Source organism: Bradyrhizobium sp. IAR9 (assembly GCF_013408065.1).
Taxonomy (GTDB): domain Bacteria; phylum Pseudomonadota; class Alphaproteobacteria; order Rhizobiales; family Xanthobacteraceae; genus Bradyrhizobium.
In genome coordinates this window covers 243,709-260,406 of sequence record NZ_JACBZW010000011.1, presented here as the reverse complement: position 1 = coordinate 260,406, position 16,698 = coordinate 243,709, and the positions used below count along the sequence as shown (strand labels likewise).

The window sequence follows — 16,698 nt, the reverse complement described above, 5'->3', positions numbered from 1 at the left end:
AAAAGCTGGGCCGGCAAGACCCGACTCACGAGCCGCGTTTGACACGTCGGGCAAAACAGGCGCACGCCCGCATGATCTCGTGATCGCGGCAGCCTAGCGCGGCCGGCTGCGCTCGATGATCTCGGCGGCGCCCTTCGTCAGCAGATCCAGACCCACGGCACGGCCGAGCTCGCGCGGGCGATTGGCGGGGCCTGCGCGCGAAGCCTCGATAATGACGTTGCCGGAAAGATCGAGCACGGATGCGGTGAGCGACATCTGATCGCCCGCGATGGTCGAGAAGCCCGCCACCGGCGAATTGCAGTGGCCGTTCAGCACCCACAGCACCTCGCGCTCGGCGTCCGCGCTGGCGTGCGCGGCGGGATCGTCGATCGACGACAGGATCTGCCGCGTTTGCCAGTCCTGCGCGGCGCATTCGACCGCGACGATGCCCTGCCCCGCCGCGGGCAGCATCTCGGCCGCGGTAAACTCATAGGCGATGCGGCCGGCGAGGCCGACGCGGTCGAGGCCCGAACGCGCCATGATCAGCGCATCGGCCGGTCCCACCGTGCCGCCATCCGGCAGGCGCTGCTTCTCGCCATTGTCGAGCTTTCGCACGCGCGTGTCGGCGGCGCCGCGGAAGTGGATCACGTCTACATCCGGAAACAGGCGTCGCGCGTAAGCGGCGCGACGGACCGCATTGGTGCCGATTTTGAAACCCTTGCCGCGGGACTGGCGCAGCGCCTCCAGCGTCACGCCGTCGCGCAGCACCAGCGCGTCGCTCGGCGGATCGCGGGACAGCGTGGCGCCGATGACGAGGCCGGGCGTGTCCTCATTGCCCGGCATGTCCTTCAGCGAGTGCATCGCCGCCTGCAATTCGCCCGACAGCACGGCGGCGCGGATCTGCGCCACAAAGGCGCCGCCCTTGCCGCCATGCGGCAGGAGCTTGCTGGTCTGGTCGAGATCGCCCGTGGTGTCGAACTTGACGATATCGACGTCGAGACCGGGCACGGCGGCGGTCAGGCGGCGCGCGATCTCTTCCGTCTGTGCCAGCGCCATTGTGCTCTTGCGTGTGCCGATCCGAAATCGAGTAGCCAAGTCCAAACCCTCTCAAGACGCGAATTTACCGCGCATCCTCCAATATCATGTCGGAGGCCTTTTCGGCGATCATGATGATCGGCGCGTTGGTGTTCCCCGAGACGAGGTCCGGCATGACCGAGCCGTCGACGACGCGAAGGCCTTCGAGCCCCCTCACCTTCAGCCGCTGGTCGACCACCGCGAGCGCATCATTGCCCATACGACAGGTCGAGGTCGGATGGTAGATGGTGCTGCCGCGCTCGCGGCAATATTCCAGCAGCTCGGCGTCCGTGGATACCTTCGCCCCGGGATCGTACTCATTGACAACGAATGGCTTCAGCGCCGGCGCATTCAAGATCTTGCGCAGGATCTTCAGACCTTCGACGTTGGTGGTGCGGTCGGTCTCGGTCGACATGTAGTTGATGCGGATCTCCGGCGGCACCGTCGGATCGGCGCTTCGGATGCGCAAGGTCCCGCGGCTTTCAGGACGGAGCTGGCACACAGAGGCGGTGAAGCCGGAGAAATCGTGCAGCTTCTCGCCCATCTTGTCGGTCGAGAACGGCAGGAAGTGCACCTGGATGTCGGGCGAGGCCAGCCGCGGGCTGGTCTTGAAGAATGCGCCCGCCGTGCCGGCCGCAATCGTCAGCCACCCCTTGCGAAACAGCGCGTAGCGCGCGCCGGCCATGGTGCGGCGGAGCGGATGATTGACGGTGTCGTTGAGCGTGATCTTCTGCGAGCAGCGCATCACGATGCGGACCTGCATGTGGTCCTGGAGGTCGTGACCGACGCCCGGCGCGTCCAGCACGACATCGATGCCGTGCTTGCGCAGGAGATCGCCAGGGCCGACGCCGGAGAGCTGCAGCAGTTGCGGCGAGTTGTAGGCGCCGCTCGACAGCACGATCTCTCTTCGCGCGCGGGCCCGGCGCACAGCTGCGCCTTGCCGATATTCGACGCCGACGGCGCGGCGGCCTTCGAACAGCACGCGCTGGCCGAGCGCGCCAGTTTCCACCTTGAGATTGCCGCGGGTCCTTGCCGGGCCGAGATAGGCCACCGACGTCGAGGCGCGCCGGCCGTTGCGCGTCGTGGTCTGGAACAGGCCGACGCCTTCCTGCGTGGCGCCGTTGAAATCGGGGTTGTAGGGCAGACCGGTCTCGACCGCTGCGTCGATGAAGGCCTTTGACAACGGATCGGTCACGACCATGTTGGAAACCGGCAGCGGACCGCCGCTGCCATGATACTGGTCGGCCCCGCGCGACTGGTTCTCGGCCTTCTTGAAATAGGGCAGCACGTCGTCGTAGCCCCAGCCGGTATTGCCGAGCTGGCGCCAGCGGTCATAATCCTCGTGCTGGCCGCGGACATAGAGCAGGCCGTTGATCGAGCTCGATCCGCCCAGCGTCTTGCCGCGCGGCTGGAACACCTGGCGTCCCTTCAGCTCGGGCTCCGGCTCGGTCTGGTACATCCAGTTGACGGACTTCTCCTTGAACAGCTTGCCGTAGCCGAGCGGCACGTGGATCCAGATGTTGGAATCCCTCGGGCCGGCCTCGAGCAGCAGCACGCTGTGCTTGCCGTTCGCCGAGAGCCTGTTGGCGAGCACGCAGCCGGCGGAGCCGGCGCCGACGATGATGTAGTCGAATTCGGGATCGGACGGCGCGAGGGAGGAGTTTATGGTCATGTCTTGTCAGTCTTCTTGTTGGTTGGGGCGTTTCCGTCCGCGTGGCTTAGCACAATCATTCCCGCAGGCGCAGCGCCTCGACCAGCGACTTGAACGCACGGGCATATTCCGCGCCTGCCCTTGCGATATCAGCGCGTCCGGCGCAGGCGACCGCTGCCTCCGTCACCGCGCCGAGCAATAGCCGCGCCAGCGGCTCGACCGGCTGCTTTGCGATCAGGCCAGCCTCCATCGCCGCCGCAATCGCGCGCGGCAGCTTGCCGCCAAAATGCTGCGCGTCGATCTCGCGCCAGCGCTCCCAGCCGAGCACGGCCGGGCCGTCGCGCAGGATGATCTGGCCGGTCGGGCCCTTGGCGGTCGCCGCGAAATAATGCTGCGTGCCGGCGACCATCGCCGCGAGCACGTCCTTCTCGGCGCGAGCCGTGCCATCGATCTCGACGACGAGGTCGCGCGAGACCTGGTCGAACACGGCTTCGAACACCGCCTCCTTGGTCTTGAAGTGATGATAGACCGCGCCCTTGGCGACGTGGGCTGCTTCCGCGATCTCGTCCATGGTGGTAGCGGCAAAGCCTTGCGTCCCGAACAGGCGGCGCGCCGCCGACAGGATCGCTTCCGATGTCGCCGCCCGCCGCTCCGCCTGTTTCGCCATGAGTCTCGTCTAATCGAATTCGGCAGGGGCGGCCAGTTGACTTTTTGACCCTCGGTCGGTATTTTACCGACTGTCAGTCGGTTTTAATCGCGAGGTTTGCCATGCCGAGCCGTGATGTCGTCGAAGCTTTTGCGCAGCGGCTGGAGGCCGGGGATTTCATCGGCGCGATCGAGCAGTTCTGCACGCTCGACGCCGCGACCTATGAGAACAACGGCGCCCCGACGATCGGCCGTGACAAGCTCGTCGCCAAGGAGCGTGCCGTGCTGGCGGCCTCGAAAGAGGTCAGGGCCGTCCGCATCGGACCGAGCCTGATCGACGGCGACCACGTGGCGACGCGCTGGACGTTCAGCTTCACCAACGCAGAGGGTGTCTCACGAACGCTGGACGAGATCGCGTGGCAAACCTGGCGCGGCGACAAGCTGATCGAAGAGCGGTTCTATTACGATCCGAAGCAGCTGGGGCGGTGACGACGTCTCTCCACACAGGTGTCATCGCCCGGCTTGACCGGGCGATCGAGTATTCCAGAGACGGTTGTGATTCCTCGATAGGCCGCGGCGTACTGGATGCCCCGGTCAAGCCCGGTCAAGCCGGGGCATGACGGCGAGCTAGTGGGGAGCGCCCTGCTCTCGTTACAGCCGCAATCCGAAGTCTGCATTTGTATCGATTTGTTATCGATATCACGTCACGAACACGCAGAAGTGGTCGCGGCGAGCGCCGCAGTCAGGGATAATTCATAGTTCGTCAAAGGTTTGCGGCGAATTTCCCTGAAGGAGCCGACCAACGGCCCGTCCTGCTAGGCTCTGAAATGCGGACTCAAACGACCAGCTATGTCGCGCGGCTGTTCGCGGGCGATTTGTCGGCCTTTGGCGGTCCCGCAACCGACGAAGCCGTGGCCGGCCACATCCGCGCCGAACAGATGTCGCTGGTGCTCGGCTATTCGGTCGGCATCATGCTCGCCAATGCCTGCAACGCCATCGTGCTCGCCATCGCATTGTGGCAATCGCCGGACAGGATATCCGCCCTGATCTGGGCCGCCGCCGTCGCCAGCGCCGCGATCGCATTCGGCCTGCAATCCCGCGCGGCGCGCCGCATCACCAAGCCGCAATTCGTCTCGCGCCACGCCATGCACCGGCTGGTGCGCAACGCCTTCGTCCTCGGCACCGCCTGGGGCATCGTCCCCGTCGCCTTCTTCGACAATGCTTCGACCGGCGGCCAGCTCGTCATCACCTGCCTGTGCTCGGGCATGCTGGCCGGCGGTGCGCTCGCCTTCGCCACCATCCCGATCGCAGCGATCGCCTACACCGCCCCGATCTTCGTCGGGATCGCGATCTGCCTCGGCAGGAACGGCGATCTGGCCTTTCTGCTGATCGCCTTCCTCGTCGTGGTCTATGGCAGCGTGCTGATCCGCGGCGTGTTCGTCAATTCCTTCTCGTTCGCGCGGCGCGTGATGCGGCAGATCGAGGCGGAGCGCACGGTGCGGCTGGATCCTCTGACCCACCTGCCCAACCGCGTCGCCTTCAACGAGACGCTCGAGGCCGCGCTCAAGCGACTGGCATTGTCCGGCGAGGAGTTTGCGGTGCTGCTGCTCGATCTCGATCGCTTCAAGGAGGTCAACGACAAGTTCGGCCATCCCGCCGGCGACGAATTCCTGGTCCAGGTCGCAAGCCGCCTGCGACGCTGCACGCGCGCCGCCGAGCATGTCGCGCGCATCGGCGGCGACGAGTTCGCGCTGGTGATGGCCAATCTGGCGCGTCCCGAGGATGCCCTCGAAATCGCCGAACGCTTCGTCGCGGCCTTCACTGAACCGTTCCGCATCGAGGGCCGCCAGATCGGGGGCGCGACCAGCGTCGGCATCGTGCTGGCGCCGCGCGACGGCACTACACCGCTTGACGTCATGAAGAATGCCGATGCCGCACTCTACCGCGCCAAGAAGGTGGGACCTGGCACGATCCGCTTCTTTGAGGCCAGCGACGACAGGGTGTCACGCGATCGCAAGGCGCTGCAATCCGACCTCGAGGGCGCGATCGCGCGAGACGAGCTGTTCCTCGTGTTCCAGCCGTTCCTCGATCTCGACCAAAGCCGGATCACCGGTTTCGAGGCGCTGCTGCGCTGGCAACATCCTGAGCGCGGACTGGTGCCGCCGAGCGAATTCATCCCGATTGCGGAAGAGACCGGGCTGATCCACGAGATCGGCGAATGGGTCGTCCGCCGCGCCTGCGCGACGGTTGCCGAGTGGCCGGACGAGATCAGGGTCGCCGTCAACTTCTCGGCCGCGCAGTTTCATAACGCCGGCATCCTCCAGATCATCGTGCAGACGCTGGCGGACGCGAAGATCGCGCCGCACCGGCTCGAGATCGAGATCACGGAATCGATGCTGCTGTCGAAATACGGCTCGGCCGAGCCGGTTCTGAACGCGCTGCTGCAGCTCGGCGTCACGGTCGCGCTGGACGATTTCGGGACGGGTTTCTCCTCCCTCACCTATTTGCGCAAGCTGCCGTTCAGCCGCATCAAGATCGACCAGTCCTTCATCCGCGACATGCTGGTGCAGCCGGACTGTGCCGCCATCGTCAAGTCGGTGATCTCGCTCGCGCGCGACCTGCGCATCGCCGTCGTCGCAGAAGGCGTCGAGACCGCCGACCAGCTCGACTATCTCAGGCAGATCAGTTGCGACGAGGTCCAGGGCTATCTGATCAGCCGGCCGGTGTCGGTGGATGGCGTGCTGGCGCTGCTGGACAGGAAGAAGCTTCAGGCGACGTTTGCGGCGTAGGTCACTTGCGGCTGACGCTTCGTAGCCCGGATGGAGCGAAGCGCAATCCGGGACGAGTGCGCGCCGGAGCAAGACCGCCCCGGATTTCGCTCCGCTCCATCCGGGCTACAATCCTTCAGACCCTGCCGGGTCTCGAGAGGTTGCCTCAGATCGCATCCGCCCGCAGCAGCGTATCCACCGTGATGGTGCCCCGCGCGCGGGAGACGCAGGCGCAGATCTTCTGGTTGCTTTGCTTCTGATGGTCGCTGAAGAAGACGTCGCGATGGTCGATCTCGCCGTCGACCTCGACCACGTCGATGGCGCACAGGCCGCATTCGCCGCGCTTGCAGTCGTACATCACGTCGTGACCGCTGGCGTTGAGCACGTCCAGCATCGAGCGCTCGCGCGGGATTTCGAGCTCGACATCGGAGCCCTTCAGGCGCACGCGAAACGTCTCGGTCGGCAGCGTGCCGCTGGAGCCGAAGGTCTCGTAGCGGAGATCGGGCAGCGGATGGCCCGCGCCGATCCAGGCGTGGCGTGCGGCATCGAGCATGCGCATCGGGCCGCAGAACAGCGACAGCGTGCCTTGCGGCAATGACGCGAACACCGCATCGAGGTCGAGCCGTTTGCCTTCATCGCTGGCATGAACGACCAGGCGATCGCCGAGAATTCCGGCGAGATCGTCGAGATAGGCAGCCTCGCCGCGCGAGCGCACCGCATAATGCAGCGTGACGTCAGCCCCGCGCCGCGCCAGCGCCTGCGCGGCGCCGAGGATCGGCGTGATGCCGATGCCGCCGGCGATCAGGCAATAATTTTCACGGGACCAGTCCACCGCAAGCAGCGAAGCGGGCTGCGTGATGTCGAGCCGCGCGCCCGGCGCGAGCTGCCACATGTAGCGCGAGCCGCCGCGGGAATCATCGGCACGGCGCACCGCGATCTTGAAGCCGGTCGAGATGGCTTCGCCGACCAGCGAATAGGACCGCGTCTCCGGCAGGCCGTCGATGGTCACGCTGACATTGATGTGGCTGCCGACCGGATAGGCGGCGGCGTCGAACTGATCCGGCCGGATCAGGAATTCGCGGATGCCGGGGGCAAGATCGCGCGTCGAAACGAGCGTTGCCGGAATCCAGGTTTCGATGAAGCGCATGATGACTGCCCTCAATCGGTTGTGGTCTTGATCAGTGCGAGCGCCGGCAAGAGGTCGAGATGGGTGCGGTTGCGCAGCGCGAGGCGCAGATTGCGCACCGCCAGCCGCGCATGCTCGCGCATGACGGCTTCGGCACGCGCGCCTTCGCGGTTCTCGATGGCGTCGATCACGACACGGTGGTGCTCCTGCCCGATGATCAGGATCTGCTGCGCCTCGGGCAGCGCCGATTGCGCCATCACGAAGCCGCTCGGGGATGCGAACGGCAGCGCCGAGGCGCGGTCGATCTGGCGGATCAAGGGCGGGCTGCGCGACAATTCCGTGAGCAGGGCGTGAAAGCGCGCGTTCAGCGTGACATAGGAGGAAAACGCTTCGATCGAGATCGGCACCTGCCGCAGCAGTTCGTCGATCGCGGCAAGGCACTCCTTGAGCGGCTCCAGCTCGCGCGCGGAGACGCCGCGCTCGGCGGCGAAGCGCGCAGCGAGCCCTTCCAGCGTGCCGCGCAGCTCGATGGAATCGGAGATGTCGCGCTCCGAAAACGCCTTCACCATGAAGCCGCCGGACGGGATCGCCTCCAGCAGGCCTTCCTCCTCCAGTCGCACCAGCGCCATGCGCACGGGGGTGCGCGAGGCTCCGGTGGTCTCTACCGCCTGGAGCTCGGAGATGCGCTCGCCCGGACGTAGGGAGCCGGACAGGATCTGGTCGCGCAGCGCAAGCTGCGCCTTCACAGTCTGCGAGACGGAGCGGTCGACCTCACGTTCGGCCATGATCTACTCCGCCGCCTGAAGGTGCTGCGGCCCGTTTTCCTTGGCCACCATCCTGTCGATCAGCTTGCGCGTCCACATCGCGCCGGCGTCGATGTTGAGGTTATAGAAGATGCGATCGGGGTTCTCGTCCATGGCGCGCTGCTGCGCCTCGAGGATCAGCTCGTCCTCGTGGAAGATGCCGGAAACGCCCTCGCGGATCTCACTGGTGATGCGCTGCTCACCGATCTGATAGTTGCGCACGAAGGCCCAGAAATAGTGGCAGGTCTTCTCGGTCTCCGGCGTGATGGTGTTGAGCACGAAGCCGTTGACGCCCTGCGAGCGGTCGCCTTCCGGCGCGCCGGTGCCTGTGGGCGCCACGCCGACGTCGATCGCGATGGTGCAGGGAGCCTCGAAACGGATGATCTGCCAGCGATCGACGGGGCCGGACTTGCCGAGTTGTTTCGCCCAGAACGGCGGTGGCTCGATGTTCCGCATCCAGCGCGTCACCGTGACCGTCTTCTCACCATGGGTGACGTCGAACGGCGCCTCCGCCACCGCCTCGTTGCCGATGGAGGAGCCATGCACGAAGGTCTCGTGGGTGAGATCCATGAGATTGTCGAGCACAAGGCGATAGTCGCATTTGACGTGGATGGTCTTGCCGTCGCCGGCCCAGGCCGGATCGTGATTCCAGTGCATGTCGGGGACGAGCGCGGGATCGGCCAGCGCGGGATCGCCCATCCAGAGCCAGATGTAGCGGTGACGCTCGACCACGGGATAAGAGCGCACGCAGGCCGACGGATTGATGGTCTCCTGCGAGGGCATGAAGGTGCAGCGTCCCTGTGCATTGTATTTGAGGCCGTGGTAGCCGCAGACGACGGTGTCGCCTTCGAGCCGGCCCTTGGACAGCGGCACCAAGCGGTGCCAGCAGGCATCCTCAAGCGCCGCGACCGAGCCGTCGGCCTTCCGGTACATCACGACATGCTTGCCGCAGATCGTTCGCGGCAGCAGCGCAGCTTTCACGTCCGCGTCCCAGGCCGCGGCGTACCAGGCGTTCATCGGGAAGGGCTTTGTCATTGTCTCACTCCCACGGCTTATGAATACGTTATGTATACAATAGCGCGGGCACAGAAAGGTTCAAGTGGCAATTTTTACCGTATTAAAATACCTTTACGTGTTTTGATGTATACACACAGGCGACGGTTATTCCCCGCGAAAGCGGGGAATCCAGTACTCCGCAGCGGGCATGAGACTCACACAACTGGAGCCGCGGCGTACTGGATCACCCGCTTTCGCGGGTGATGACAGCGGTGGATGCGGCAAGCGGTCCGCTTCGGAGCGGCAGAGGTATCCCCGCGGGCAGCAGCGAGAGCCGTAAGCGTTCGGACCCTTAAGCGCCGAACACCTTCGCCAGTCCCGCCTTGGCCTCTTCCTGAATCCGCGTCAGGTGCTCGGTGCTGCGGAAACTCTCGGCGTAGATCTTGTAGACATCCTCGGTCCCTGACGGCCGCGCGGCGAACCAGCCGTAGTCAGTCTGGACCTTGATGCCGCCAAACGGCTGGCCGTTGCCGGGCGCCTTGCTCAGCGTTGAGCGGACGGGGTCGCCAGCGAGATCCTTCAGGCCGAGCTGCTCGGGCGTGACGGATTTGAGGATGTTCTTTTGCGGCCCGGTCGCGGCGACGTCGATGCGCGCGTAATGCGGCACGCCGAACTCAGCGGTCAAATCATTGAAGAGCTGGCTTGGATCGCGGCCGGTCTTGGCCATGATCTCGGCGGCGAGCAAGCCAAGGATGACGCCGTCCTTGTCGGTGGTCCAAACCCCGCCGTCGCGGCGCAGGAACGAGGCGCCCGCACTTTCCTCGCCGCCGAAACCGAAGCCGCCGGTGAGGAGGCCGTCGACGAACCATTTGAAGCCGACCGGCGTCTCGACCAGCTTGCGGCCGAGTTTTTTCGCGACGCGGTCGATGATCGAGCTCGACACCACGGTCTTGCCGATCGCGGCATCCCGGCTCCAGTTCGGGCGGTGCGCGAACAGATAGGAGATCGCGGTCGCGAGATAATGGTTCGGATTCATCAGGCCGCCGGTGCGCGTCACGATGCCGTGGCGATCGGCGTCGGTGTCGTTGGCAAAGGCGACGTCGAAGCGGTCGCGCATCCCGATCAGGCTCGCCATCGCATAAGGCGATGAGCAGTCCATGCGGATCTTGCCATCCCAGTCCACCGTCATGAAACGGAAGGTCGGGTCGATCGCCTCGTTCACCACGGTGGCCTTCAGGCCGTAACGCTCGATGATTGGATGCCAGTAATGCACGGCGGCGCCGCCGAGCGGATCGATGCCGATCTTGATGCCGGCGGATTTGACGAGGTCGAGATCGACGACATTGCCGAGATCGGCGACGTAGGGCGTGACGAAGTCATAGGCATGGACGTTCGAAGTCTTCAGCGCCTTGGCATAGTCGATGCGCTTCACGCCCTTGAGGCCGTCGGCGAGATAGGCATTGGCGCGCTTCTCGACGACACCAGTCACATCGGTGTCGGCCGGGCCGCCATGCGGCGGATTGTATTTGTAGCCGCCATCCTCCGGCGGATTGTGCGAGGGCGTGATGACGACGCCGTCGGCAAGGCCGCTGGTGCGGCCCTTGTTGTAGGTGAGGATCGCGTGAGAGATGACCGGCGTCGGCGTGTAGCCGCCGTCCTTGTCGATCATGATGTCGACGCCGTTGGCGGCGAACACCTCGACGGCGCTGACTAGTGCCGGCTCGGCCAGCGCGTGGGTGTCGATGCCGATGAACAGCGGTCCGGTCAGGCCCTTTTCCCGTCTGTAGTCGCAAATGGCCTGCGTGGTCGCGAGGATGTGGCCTTCGTTGAAAGTGTTCTTAAACGAGGTGCCGCGATGGCCGGAGGTGCCGAACGCCACGCGCTGCGCGGGATCTGTGACATCGGGCTTGCCGGCAAAATAGGCCGTCACCAGCCGCGGAATATTGGTGAGCGCGTCCGGCGAAGCCTGCTTGCCCGCCGCGGGATGAACATCAGCCACTGAACTATCCTCGTCGTTGTCAAATTGAGGCCCTGCCGCACCATAGCATTGGGCTTGCACACGCCAACTCAAAAGCCATCGGCCGACGCCGGCAACAAATGGCCGCATTTGGGTCCATGAATGGGGACATGACCATTCTCGCAACGGCCCTGCTGCTCGCCAGTTCCTTGGTGCTATCGTCTCCCGGATACGTCGAGCAAACCGGCGTCGAACGCAACCCGATGCTGCGCAACGCAGCCGTGGATCATGACCTCGCCAAGGTGAGGCGCCGGTTCGAGCGGGAGCTCCGTAGCGGCACCACGGACACCTCTGGCGCATCCACCGGGCGCTAGCGCCGCGCGTCGTGCACGTAGGCACCGCAATGCAAATTGCGGGATCGTGCTATGGTCGAGGCCTTCCGGCTGTTCGAATCGCCTCATGGCTGTCCTGCGCAAGCTGCTCCCTCTGCTGATCGCCTGGCTGATCCCGGCGGACGGGCCGTCGTCTGCGGTGGCCGCGGAATTCTATACCGAGGATCTCCGCGTCCCCATGGCGGAGGCCGGGCCGCAGGGGCTCGAGGCCTTCCTGGTCCGCCCGGCCGGGACGAAGCGCTATCCGCTGGCGCTGCTCAGCCACGGCTCGCCGCGCAGCTTCGACGACCGCTCGACGATGTCCGCGCACAAATATTACGGCATTGCGCTGGAATATGCCCGGCGCGGCTTTGCCGCGCTGATCGTGATGCGGCGCGGCTACGGCAGCTCGCCCGGCGGACGCGTCGACAGCGTCGGCGGCTGCGCGAAAGCCGCTTATCTGCCCGCAGTCGCGGTCGCGGTTGCCGACTTACGGGCCGCGATCGATGCGATGGCGCGCCGCCCTGACGTCACAACGACGGGCATGATCGCGGCCGGCCATTCCGCCGGCGGGCTCGCCACGATCGCGCTCACTGCGCAGGCGCCGGCCGGTCTCGTCGCCGCGATCAACTTCGCCGGCGGCCGCGGCTCGCGCGACGACGACGACGTCTGCAATCCCGATGGGCTGGTGCAGGCCTTCGCCACCTTCGGCAAGACCTCGCGCGTACCGACGCTGTGGGTCTATGCGACCAACGATTCCTATTTCGGCCCCGACCTCGCGCGCCGCCTCCATGACGGATTTCGCACCAGTGGCGGCAATGCAAAATTCATCGCGGCGCCGCCGTTCGGTGACGACGGCCACTACCTCTATGCGGTGGCGAGCCGTGCGCAATGGACGCCCTATGTCGACGCTTTCCTGCGCGAGCGCGGCCTCGTCAGCCGCGACATCCTGAGCCCGCCCGATCCGCTACCGCCGCCGCGCCAGCTCAATGAGCCCGCGCGGGCCGAGTTCGCGCGCTATCTCGCCAGCATGCTGCCGCACAAGGCGTTCGCGGTGTCGCCGAATGGCGGCTACGGCTGGCGCTCGGGGCACATCACGGCCGACGACGCCCGGCGCGAGTCGCTGGCGGCCTGCATGAAATGGTCGCCGACCTGCACGCTCTATGCGATCGACGACCGGCTGGCTGAACCTGCGCAAGCGACGTCCACCGATCAGAGCGCCCGCGCGCGCTAGTTGCCGCAGCGGAGGCCGGTTTATTAACTCCGGAGCTCTATGACGGACCGATGCTGTGGGATCGGGCAGGCTTCAATCTCGGCGCGACGTGGAGACACGTGGCGGTCGTCCTGCTGTTGTCGGCCCCGATCTGCGCGCACGCCGGAGACGGCGAGATGGACGGGCCGCACGCGACGTCGGCGATCTCCACCGGCGGGACGGAGCTCGGCGCCGGCGAAACGCCGTCATCCCGGGCCATGATCCGGAAGATCATCGAGCGAGAAACCGCAAACACCAATTTACCGGCCGATGTCGCCGAAGCGGTCGTGTTCGTCGAAAGCGGCTACAATTCGGCCGTCATCGGCAGCGTCGGCGAGATCGGCCTGATGCAGGTGCGGCCCGAGACGGCGGCGATGCTGGGCTTCCGGGGCAGCGATGCGGAACTCGCCGAACCCGACATCAACATCCATTACGGGGTGCTTTATCTCAGCCGGGCCTGGCGCCTCGCCGGCGGGGATCTCTGCCGGGCCCTCATGAAGTATCGGGCAGGCCATGGCGAAGAAGATATGACCGCGCGGTCGCAGGTCTATTGCAATCGGGCCCGCAACCGTCTTGCCGCCATGAATTCGAAGGCTCTTGAGACCGAGGTTGCGGCCGCTCCGAATCCGGCGCCCCGGCCCACTCCCGCAGCACCTACGGCAGCTCCGGCAAAACCGGCGAGCCGCCCGAAGATGGCTGCGCAACCCAAAGCCGTCTATGCCCGCTATCGTCAAGGCACCCCGGCCGCCAGCCGCGCCTATTGGGCCGCGCACGAGGCCAGGGTCAGCCAGATCAAGGCTCGCATCGCAGCGCGATGGAAGCGCGTCGCATCGCGCTGACGACAAGTGCCCTATAGCCGCTCGCTGAGCGCGAGCTTGTAGCCGACGCCGGTGACGGTCGCGATCACGGGCGTACCGCTGCCGACGAGCTTGCGGCGCAGCCGCGCCACCAGCGCATCGACCGTGCGGATGTCGACCTCGGCCTGGCGGTTGCTGACGACCTCGATCAGATAGTCGCGGCTGAGCGGCCGTCCGTCGGCACCGACCAGCGCCGCGAGCAGGTCGAATTCGGCGCGCGTCAGCGCCACCGGCTTGCCGTCGCTGCCGAGCAATTCACGCCGGGTGAGGTCGATGATCCAGTCACCGAACGCGATCGAATTGTGGTTGCGCGCCGCCTTGCGATCGAGCGAGCGTCGCCGCAGCACGCTGCGTGCGCGCGCGAGCAGGTCGCGCAGATTGATCGGCTTGGTGACGTAGTGGTCGCCGGCGATCTCGAGGCCGAGGATGCGATCGACGTCGGTGTCGCGGCGCGTCACGAAGATGATGCCCGCGTTGCTGGTCGCCTGGATCTCCTTGGCGAGCTCGAAGCCGTCGCCATCGGGCAGTTGCACGTCGAGGAAGATGAGATCGGTTCGAGCGCGCAACGCCTGGCGGCACTCCGCACAGGAACTGGCGCCGACCACGTCGAAATTGTTCTCGCTGAAATAGCCGACCAGCATGGTCCGCGTCACCGGATCGTCCTCGACGACGATCAGCCGCTCGCGGCCGGCGGGACGCAACTCCTTGAGTGCGGGATCAACCACTGTCTTGGATGTCCTGTGTGCCTGGGACCCGACCTGGAAATTCAAGTCACCGCGCAATGCGCTGTCATGTGAACGGACATTCACGACTTGTTCGAGCCCCCGAAATTGCCTGCTGGAATATTAGGCGCGTTGCGACGCGCAAACAATATTGCTCATGGTCTCCAGGGATTAAGTATGAATTGGCCCACAATTCTCATTCCGCGCATCGTACGCAGGATGCCTTGAGGGCCTTACGCCGGCCCCGGGGCCGTCGATCCCACACATTCAGCTTTGGACTCAACCGGCGGTTAACGTAAAGACAGCCTTCGGCTTCGGAAAGCCCACCTGCACCTCTATTGTCCCGCCTGCACAATACGAAACCACGGAGCAGGCGTGATGCAGGGGCAGGCCCGGTTGGCTGCCGGTCGAATCGAGCAAGGCATAGCGCCGTTCGGCCGTTCGCACACGCTCGATGTCCTGCGCGGCCTGGCCATCGCCGGCGTGATGGCCATCCACGTCTCGCAGTCGTTTCCATCAAATATCCACGCCGTCGATTACGCCTTCATGTGCGGCTGGACCGGCGTCAACGTGTTCTACTTCGTCAGCGCCATGACGATGTGCCTGATGTGGACGCGGCGTGTCGAAACCAGTCCGACGCGCAAGTTCTACATCCGCCGCTTCCTGCGCATCGCGCCGCTGTTCTGGCTCGCGATCCCGATCTACCTCGTCATCAACGGCACCGGCCCGAGCGCTAACGCGCCGGGCGGCATCGGGCCAGTTCAAGTGATCCTCACCGCGACGTTCCTGCACGGCTTCTGGCCGGACAGCGTCAACAGCGTGGTGCCCGGCGACTGGTCGATCGCGGCCGAGATGACCTTCTATCTCGTCTTCCCGCTTCTGATCACCGCGTTCGGCTCGCGCCGCCATCTCTATCTCGCGCTGGCGATCGTGCTGCATCTCGTCAATGTCTGCCTGTTCAAGCCGTGGGCTTTCGCGCTGTTCTCCGCCTATTACGGCCCCGGCCACGAGGCATTCGTCTGGACCACGCTGCACATCAGCTTCCTGAACCAGCTTCCGGTCTTCCTGGTGGGATGCGCGCTGTTCTTCGCGCTGCGCGACGGGTTTGCCAAGTCGGACGCTGCGATCTACGCGGTCTTCATCGCGCTGTCCTTCGCCGCCGACCGCATCACCGGCTCGCATGAGTTCAACTATCTCATGATCAACCTCGTGCTCGGCGCGCTGGTTGCCGGTTGCATCAAGCTTGCCATCCGCTTCCAGCCGCTCGAGGCGCTCGGCCGCAATTCCTATTCGATGTACCTGTCGCACTTCGCGGTGATCTACGGCTTGCATCAGCTCTGGCCGCTCGCGGACGGGCTGGTCTCGCTGCTCATCGCCTATGTCGTCACCGCCGCGCTGAGCTATCTCGTCGCGCGCGCGACCTGGCATCTGGTCGAACGGCACGCGCAGGATCTCGCGCACCGCCTGACCTCGGCGGGATCGGACCGATCAATCGTCCCGCCGACCATTGCCGCGACCGCGGCCAGCGTCCCCTAAGTCCCCCGCTGCACGCTCCGGGCCTGATGCGGCTTGCCTCGCTGCCGCCTCCGAATCTACTGTGGAGACTCTTCACGCTGGAGAAGGCGCCATGGAGGTCATACTGCTCGGCACCGGCGGCCCGCGCCCGGACCCGCGCCGCATGGCGACGACCACCCTGATCAGGCTCGGCGACGAGAACATCCTGTTCGACGCCGGCCGCGGCGTCGTGGTGCAGCTCAGCAAGGCCGGCGTTCCGCTCGGCTCCATCAACACGGTCTTCCTCACCCATCACCATTTCGACCACATCGGCGATCTCTACGATGTGATGCTGAATTCATGGATGCATGGTCGCAAGGACGATCTGCGCATCTATGGACCGCCGGACACCGAACGGCTTGTCAACACGCTGGTCACGCAAGTCTACGACAAGGACATCGCCTGGCGCGATAAGGGCGAGCCGACCTTCGGCGGCTGGAAACCCGTGGTCGCGACGGACATCATCCCCGGGCCCGTTCTCGACACCGGACGCTGGAAGATCAGCGCCGAGCTGGTGTCGCATGGCGACGGCCTCGACTTGCCGCCGGCCTTTCTCGCGCGATGGATGTGTCTCGGCTACCGCTTCGAGGCGGAGGGGAAGGTCATCGCGATCTCCGGCGACACGGTCCCCTGCCCCGCTCTCGAGCGGCTGGCCGAAGGCGCCGACCTACTCGTCCAGGTCTGCTTTCTCGCAACGCCCGAGATCAACAACGAGCATCTCCGCCGCCTTGCGAAATTCACGATCGCCTGCGGCGACACCGTCGGCAAGGTTGCGGCCAAGGCCGGCGTCAAAAAGCTCGCGCTGACTCATCACCGGCCGCGCGCCGACGATGCCATGCTGAAAGCGCTGCTTGCGGATGTCAGGCAGGATTATGCGGGGCCGGTCGTGCTCGGCGAGGATCTCACGCGCATCGAGGTCTGAGGGCCGACGCTCGTCGCCCTT

Annotated in this window: 15 protein-coding genes; 7 read left to right on the top strand and 8 right to left on the bottom strand. The window is 65.4% G+C overall.

Annotation, left to right across the window (positions count from 1 at the left end; translation table 11 throughout):
- Positions 1-93: 93 nt before the first annotated feature.
- Genes hemC through GGD67_RS27020 form a run of 3 tightly spaced genes read right to left on the bottom strand, consistent with a single transcriptional unit; the run spans position 94 to position 3,371 of the window.
- The gene (gene hemC / locus GGD67_RS27030) at positions 94-1,074 is read right to left on the bottom strand and encodes a hydroxymethylbilane synthase (RefSeq protein WP_179737082.1); all 981 of its coding nucleotides are present in this window, start codon (positions 1,072-1,074) and stop codon (positions 94-96) included.
- Between the two features lie 25 nt (positions 1,075-1,099).
- Positions 1,100-2,725, bottom strand: coding sequence for a GMC family oxidoreductase (locus tag GGD67_RS27025; RefSeq protein WP_179737080.1), 1,626 nt, complete (start codon positions 2,723-2,725; stop codon positions 1,100-1,102).
- A gap of 55 nt (positions 2,726-2,780) precedes the next feature.
- A complete protein-coding gene (locus GGD67_RS27020) occupies positions 2,781-3,371 on the bottom strand; it encodes a TetR/AcrR family transcriptional regulator (protein ID WP_092261595.1) in 591 nt (196 codons plus the stop codon).
- 101 nt (positions 3,372-3,472) lie between these two features.
- Between GGD67_RS27020 and GGD67_RS27015 the strand changes: the two genes are divergently transcribed.
- Both GGD67_RS27015 and GGD67_RS27010 read left to right on the top strand, forming a co-directional pair.
- Positions 3,473-3,838: a nuclear transport factor 2 family protein gene (locus tag GGD67_RS27015; RefSeq protein ID WP_179737078.1), complete on the top strand. Its 366-nt coding sequence runs from the start codon at positions 3,473-3,475 to the stop codon at positions 3,836-3,838.
- Between the two features lie 338 nt (positions 3,839-4,176).
- Positions 4,177-6,138: a bifunctional diguanylate cyclase/phosphodiesterase gene (locus tag GGD67_RS27010; protein WP_179737077.1), complete on the top strand. Its 1,962-nt coding sequence runs from the start codon at positions 4,177-4,179 to the stop codon at positions 6,136-6,138.
- Positions 6,139-6,283: 145 nt separating this feature from the next.
- On the opposite strand, the gene GGD67_RS27005 is transcribed toward GGD67_RS27010, so the two are convergent.
- From GGD67_RS27005 to pgm, 4 genes are all read right to left on the bottom strand, one after another.
- On the bottom strand, positions 6,284-7,264 hold the full coding sequence (locus tag GGD67_RS27005) for a PDR/VanB family oxidoreductase (RefSeq protein ID WP_018323222.1): 981 nt from the start codon (positions 7,262-7,264) through the stop codon (positions 6,284-6,286).
- A gap of 11 nt (positions 7,265-7,275) precedes the next feature.
- On the bottom strand, positions 7,276-8,028 hold the full coding sequence (locus tag GGD67_RS27000) for a GntR family transcriptional regulator (RefSeq protein ID WP_092261598.1): 753 nt from the start codon (positions 8,026-8,028) through the stop codon (positions 7,276-7,278).
- A gap of 3 nt (positions 8,029-8,031) precedes the next feature.
- Positions 8,032-9,081 (bottom strand): aromatic ring-hydroxylating dioxygenase subunit alpha, encoded by a 1,050-nt coding sequence (locus GGD67_RS26995; protein WP_179737075.1) that lies wholly within the window; start codon positions 9,079-9,081, stop codon positions 8,032-8,034.
- A gap of 313 nt (positions 9,082-9,394) precedes the next feature.
- Positions 9,395-11,041, bottom strand: a complete 1,647-nt coding sequence (gene pgm / locus GGD67_RS26990; protein ID WP_179737073.1) for a phosphoglucomutase (alpha-D-glucose-1,6-bisphosphate-dependent) — start codon at positions 11,039-11,041, stop codon at positions 9,395-9,397.
- 128 nt (positions 11,042-11,169) lie between these two features.
- On the opposite strand from pgm, the gene GGD67_RS26985 reads away from it, so the two are divergent.
- The 3 genes from GGD67_RS26985 to GGD67_RS26975 all read left to right on the top strand — a co-directional run bounded on the left by GGD67_RS26985 (position 11,170) and on the right by GGD67_RS26975 (position 13,461).
- Complete coding sequence (locus tag GGD67_RS26985) at positions 11,170-11,373, top strand: hypothetical protein (RefSeq protein ID WP_179737071.1); 204 nt, start codon at positions 11,170-11,172, stop codon at positions 11,371-11,373.
- 85 nt (positions 11,374-11,458) lie between these two features.
- On the top strand, positions 11,459-12,604 hold the full coding sequence (locus tag GGD67_RS26980) for a S9 family peptidase (RefSeq protein WP_179737068.1): 1,146 nt from the start codon (positions 11,459-11,461) through the stop codon (positions 12,602-12,604).
- 98 nt (positions 12,605-12,702) lie between these two features.
- Entirely contained in the window at positions 12,703-13,461 is a 759-nt protein-coding gene (locus tag GGD67_RS26975; protein ID WP_183233144.1) for a transglycosylase SLT domain-containing protein, read from the top strand.
- An 11-nt stretch (positions 13,462-13,472) separates the two neighbouring features.
- Here the strand turns inward: GGD67_RS26975 and GGD67_RS26970 are convergent, their stop codons facing one another.
- Positions 13,473-14,288: a response regulator transcription factor gene (locus GGD67_RS26970; RefSeq protein ID WP_018323215.1), complete on the bottom strand. Its 816-nt coding sequence runs from the start codon at positions 14,286-14,288 to the stop codon at positions 13,473-13,475.
- A 291-nt stretch (positions 14,289-14,579) separates the two neighbouring features.
- On the opposite strand from GGD67_RS26970, the gene GGD67_RS26965 reads away from it, so the two are divergent.
- Both GGD67_RS26965 and GGD67_RS26960 read left to right on the top strand, forming a co-directional pair.
- Complete coding sequence (locus GGD67_RS26965; protein WP_179737059.1) at positions 14,580-15,737, top strand: acyltransferase; 1,158 nt, start codon at positions 14,580-14,582, stop codon at positions 15,735-15,737.
- Between the two features lie 91 nt (positions 15,738-15,828).
- Complete coding sequence (locus GGD67_RS26960; protein WP_179737057.1) at positions 15,829-16,677, top strand: MBL fold metallo-hydrolase; 849 nt, start codon at positions 15,829-15,831, stop codon at positions 16,675-16,677.
- Positions 16,678-16,698: the final 21 nt, after the last annotated feature.

Bases quoted from the DNA above. Each gene is read 5' to 3' on its own strand.
- GGD67_RS26995 (WP_179737075.1), bottom strand. From the start codon at position 9,081: ATGACAAAGCCCTTCCCGATGAACGCCTGGTACGCCGCGGCCTGGGAC.
- GGD67_RS27010 (WP_179737077.1), top strand. From the start codon at position 4,177: ATGCGGACTCAAACGACCAGCTATGTCGCGCGGCTGTTCGCGGGCGAT.
- GGD67_RS26960 (WP_179737057.1), top strand. From the start codon at position 15,829: ATGGAGGTCATACTGCTCGGCACCGGCGGCCCGCGCCCGGACCCGCGC.
- GGD67_RS27000 (WP_092261598.1), bottom strand. From the start codon at position 8,028: ATGGCCGAACGTGAGGTCGACCGCTCCGTCTCGCAGACTGTGAAGGCG.
- GGD67_RS27020 (WP_092261595.1), bottom strand. From the start codon at position 3,371: ATGGCGAAACAGGCGGAGCGGCGGGCGGCGACATCGGAAGCGATCCTG.
- GGD67_RS27025 (WP_179737080.1), bottom strand. From the start codon at position 2,725: ATGACCATAAACTCCTCCCTCGCGCCGTCCGATCCCGAATTCGACTAC.
- GGD67_RS26985 (WP_179737071.1), top strand. From the start codon at position 11,170: ATGACCATTCTCGCAACGGCCCTGCTGCTCGCCAGTTCCTTGGTGCTA.
- GGD67_RS26965 (WP_179737059.1), top strand. From the start codon at position 14,580: ATGCAGGGGCAGGCCCGGTTGGCTGCCGGTCGAATCGAGCAAGGCATA.
- GGD67_RS27005 (WP_018323222.1), bottom strand. From the start codon at position 7,264: ATGCGCTTCATCGAAACCTGGATTCCGGCAACGCTCGTTTCGACGCGC.
- GGD67_RS27015 (WP_179737078.1), top strand. From the start codon at position 3,473: ATGCCGAGCCGTGATGTCGTCGAAGCTTTTGCGCAGCGGCTGGAGGCC.
- GGD67_RS26980 (WP_179737068.1), top strand. From the start codon at position 11,459: ATGGCTGTCCTGCGCAAGCTGCTCCCTCTGCTGATCGCCTGGCTGATC.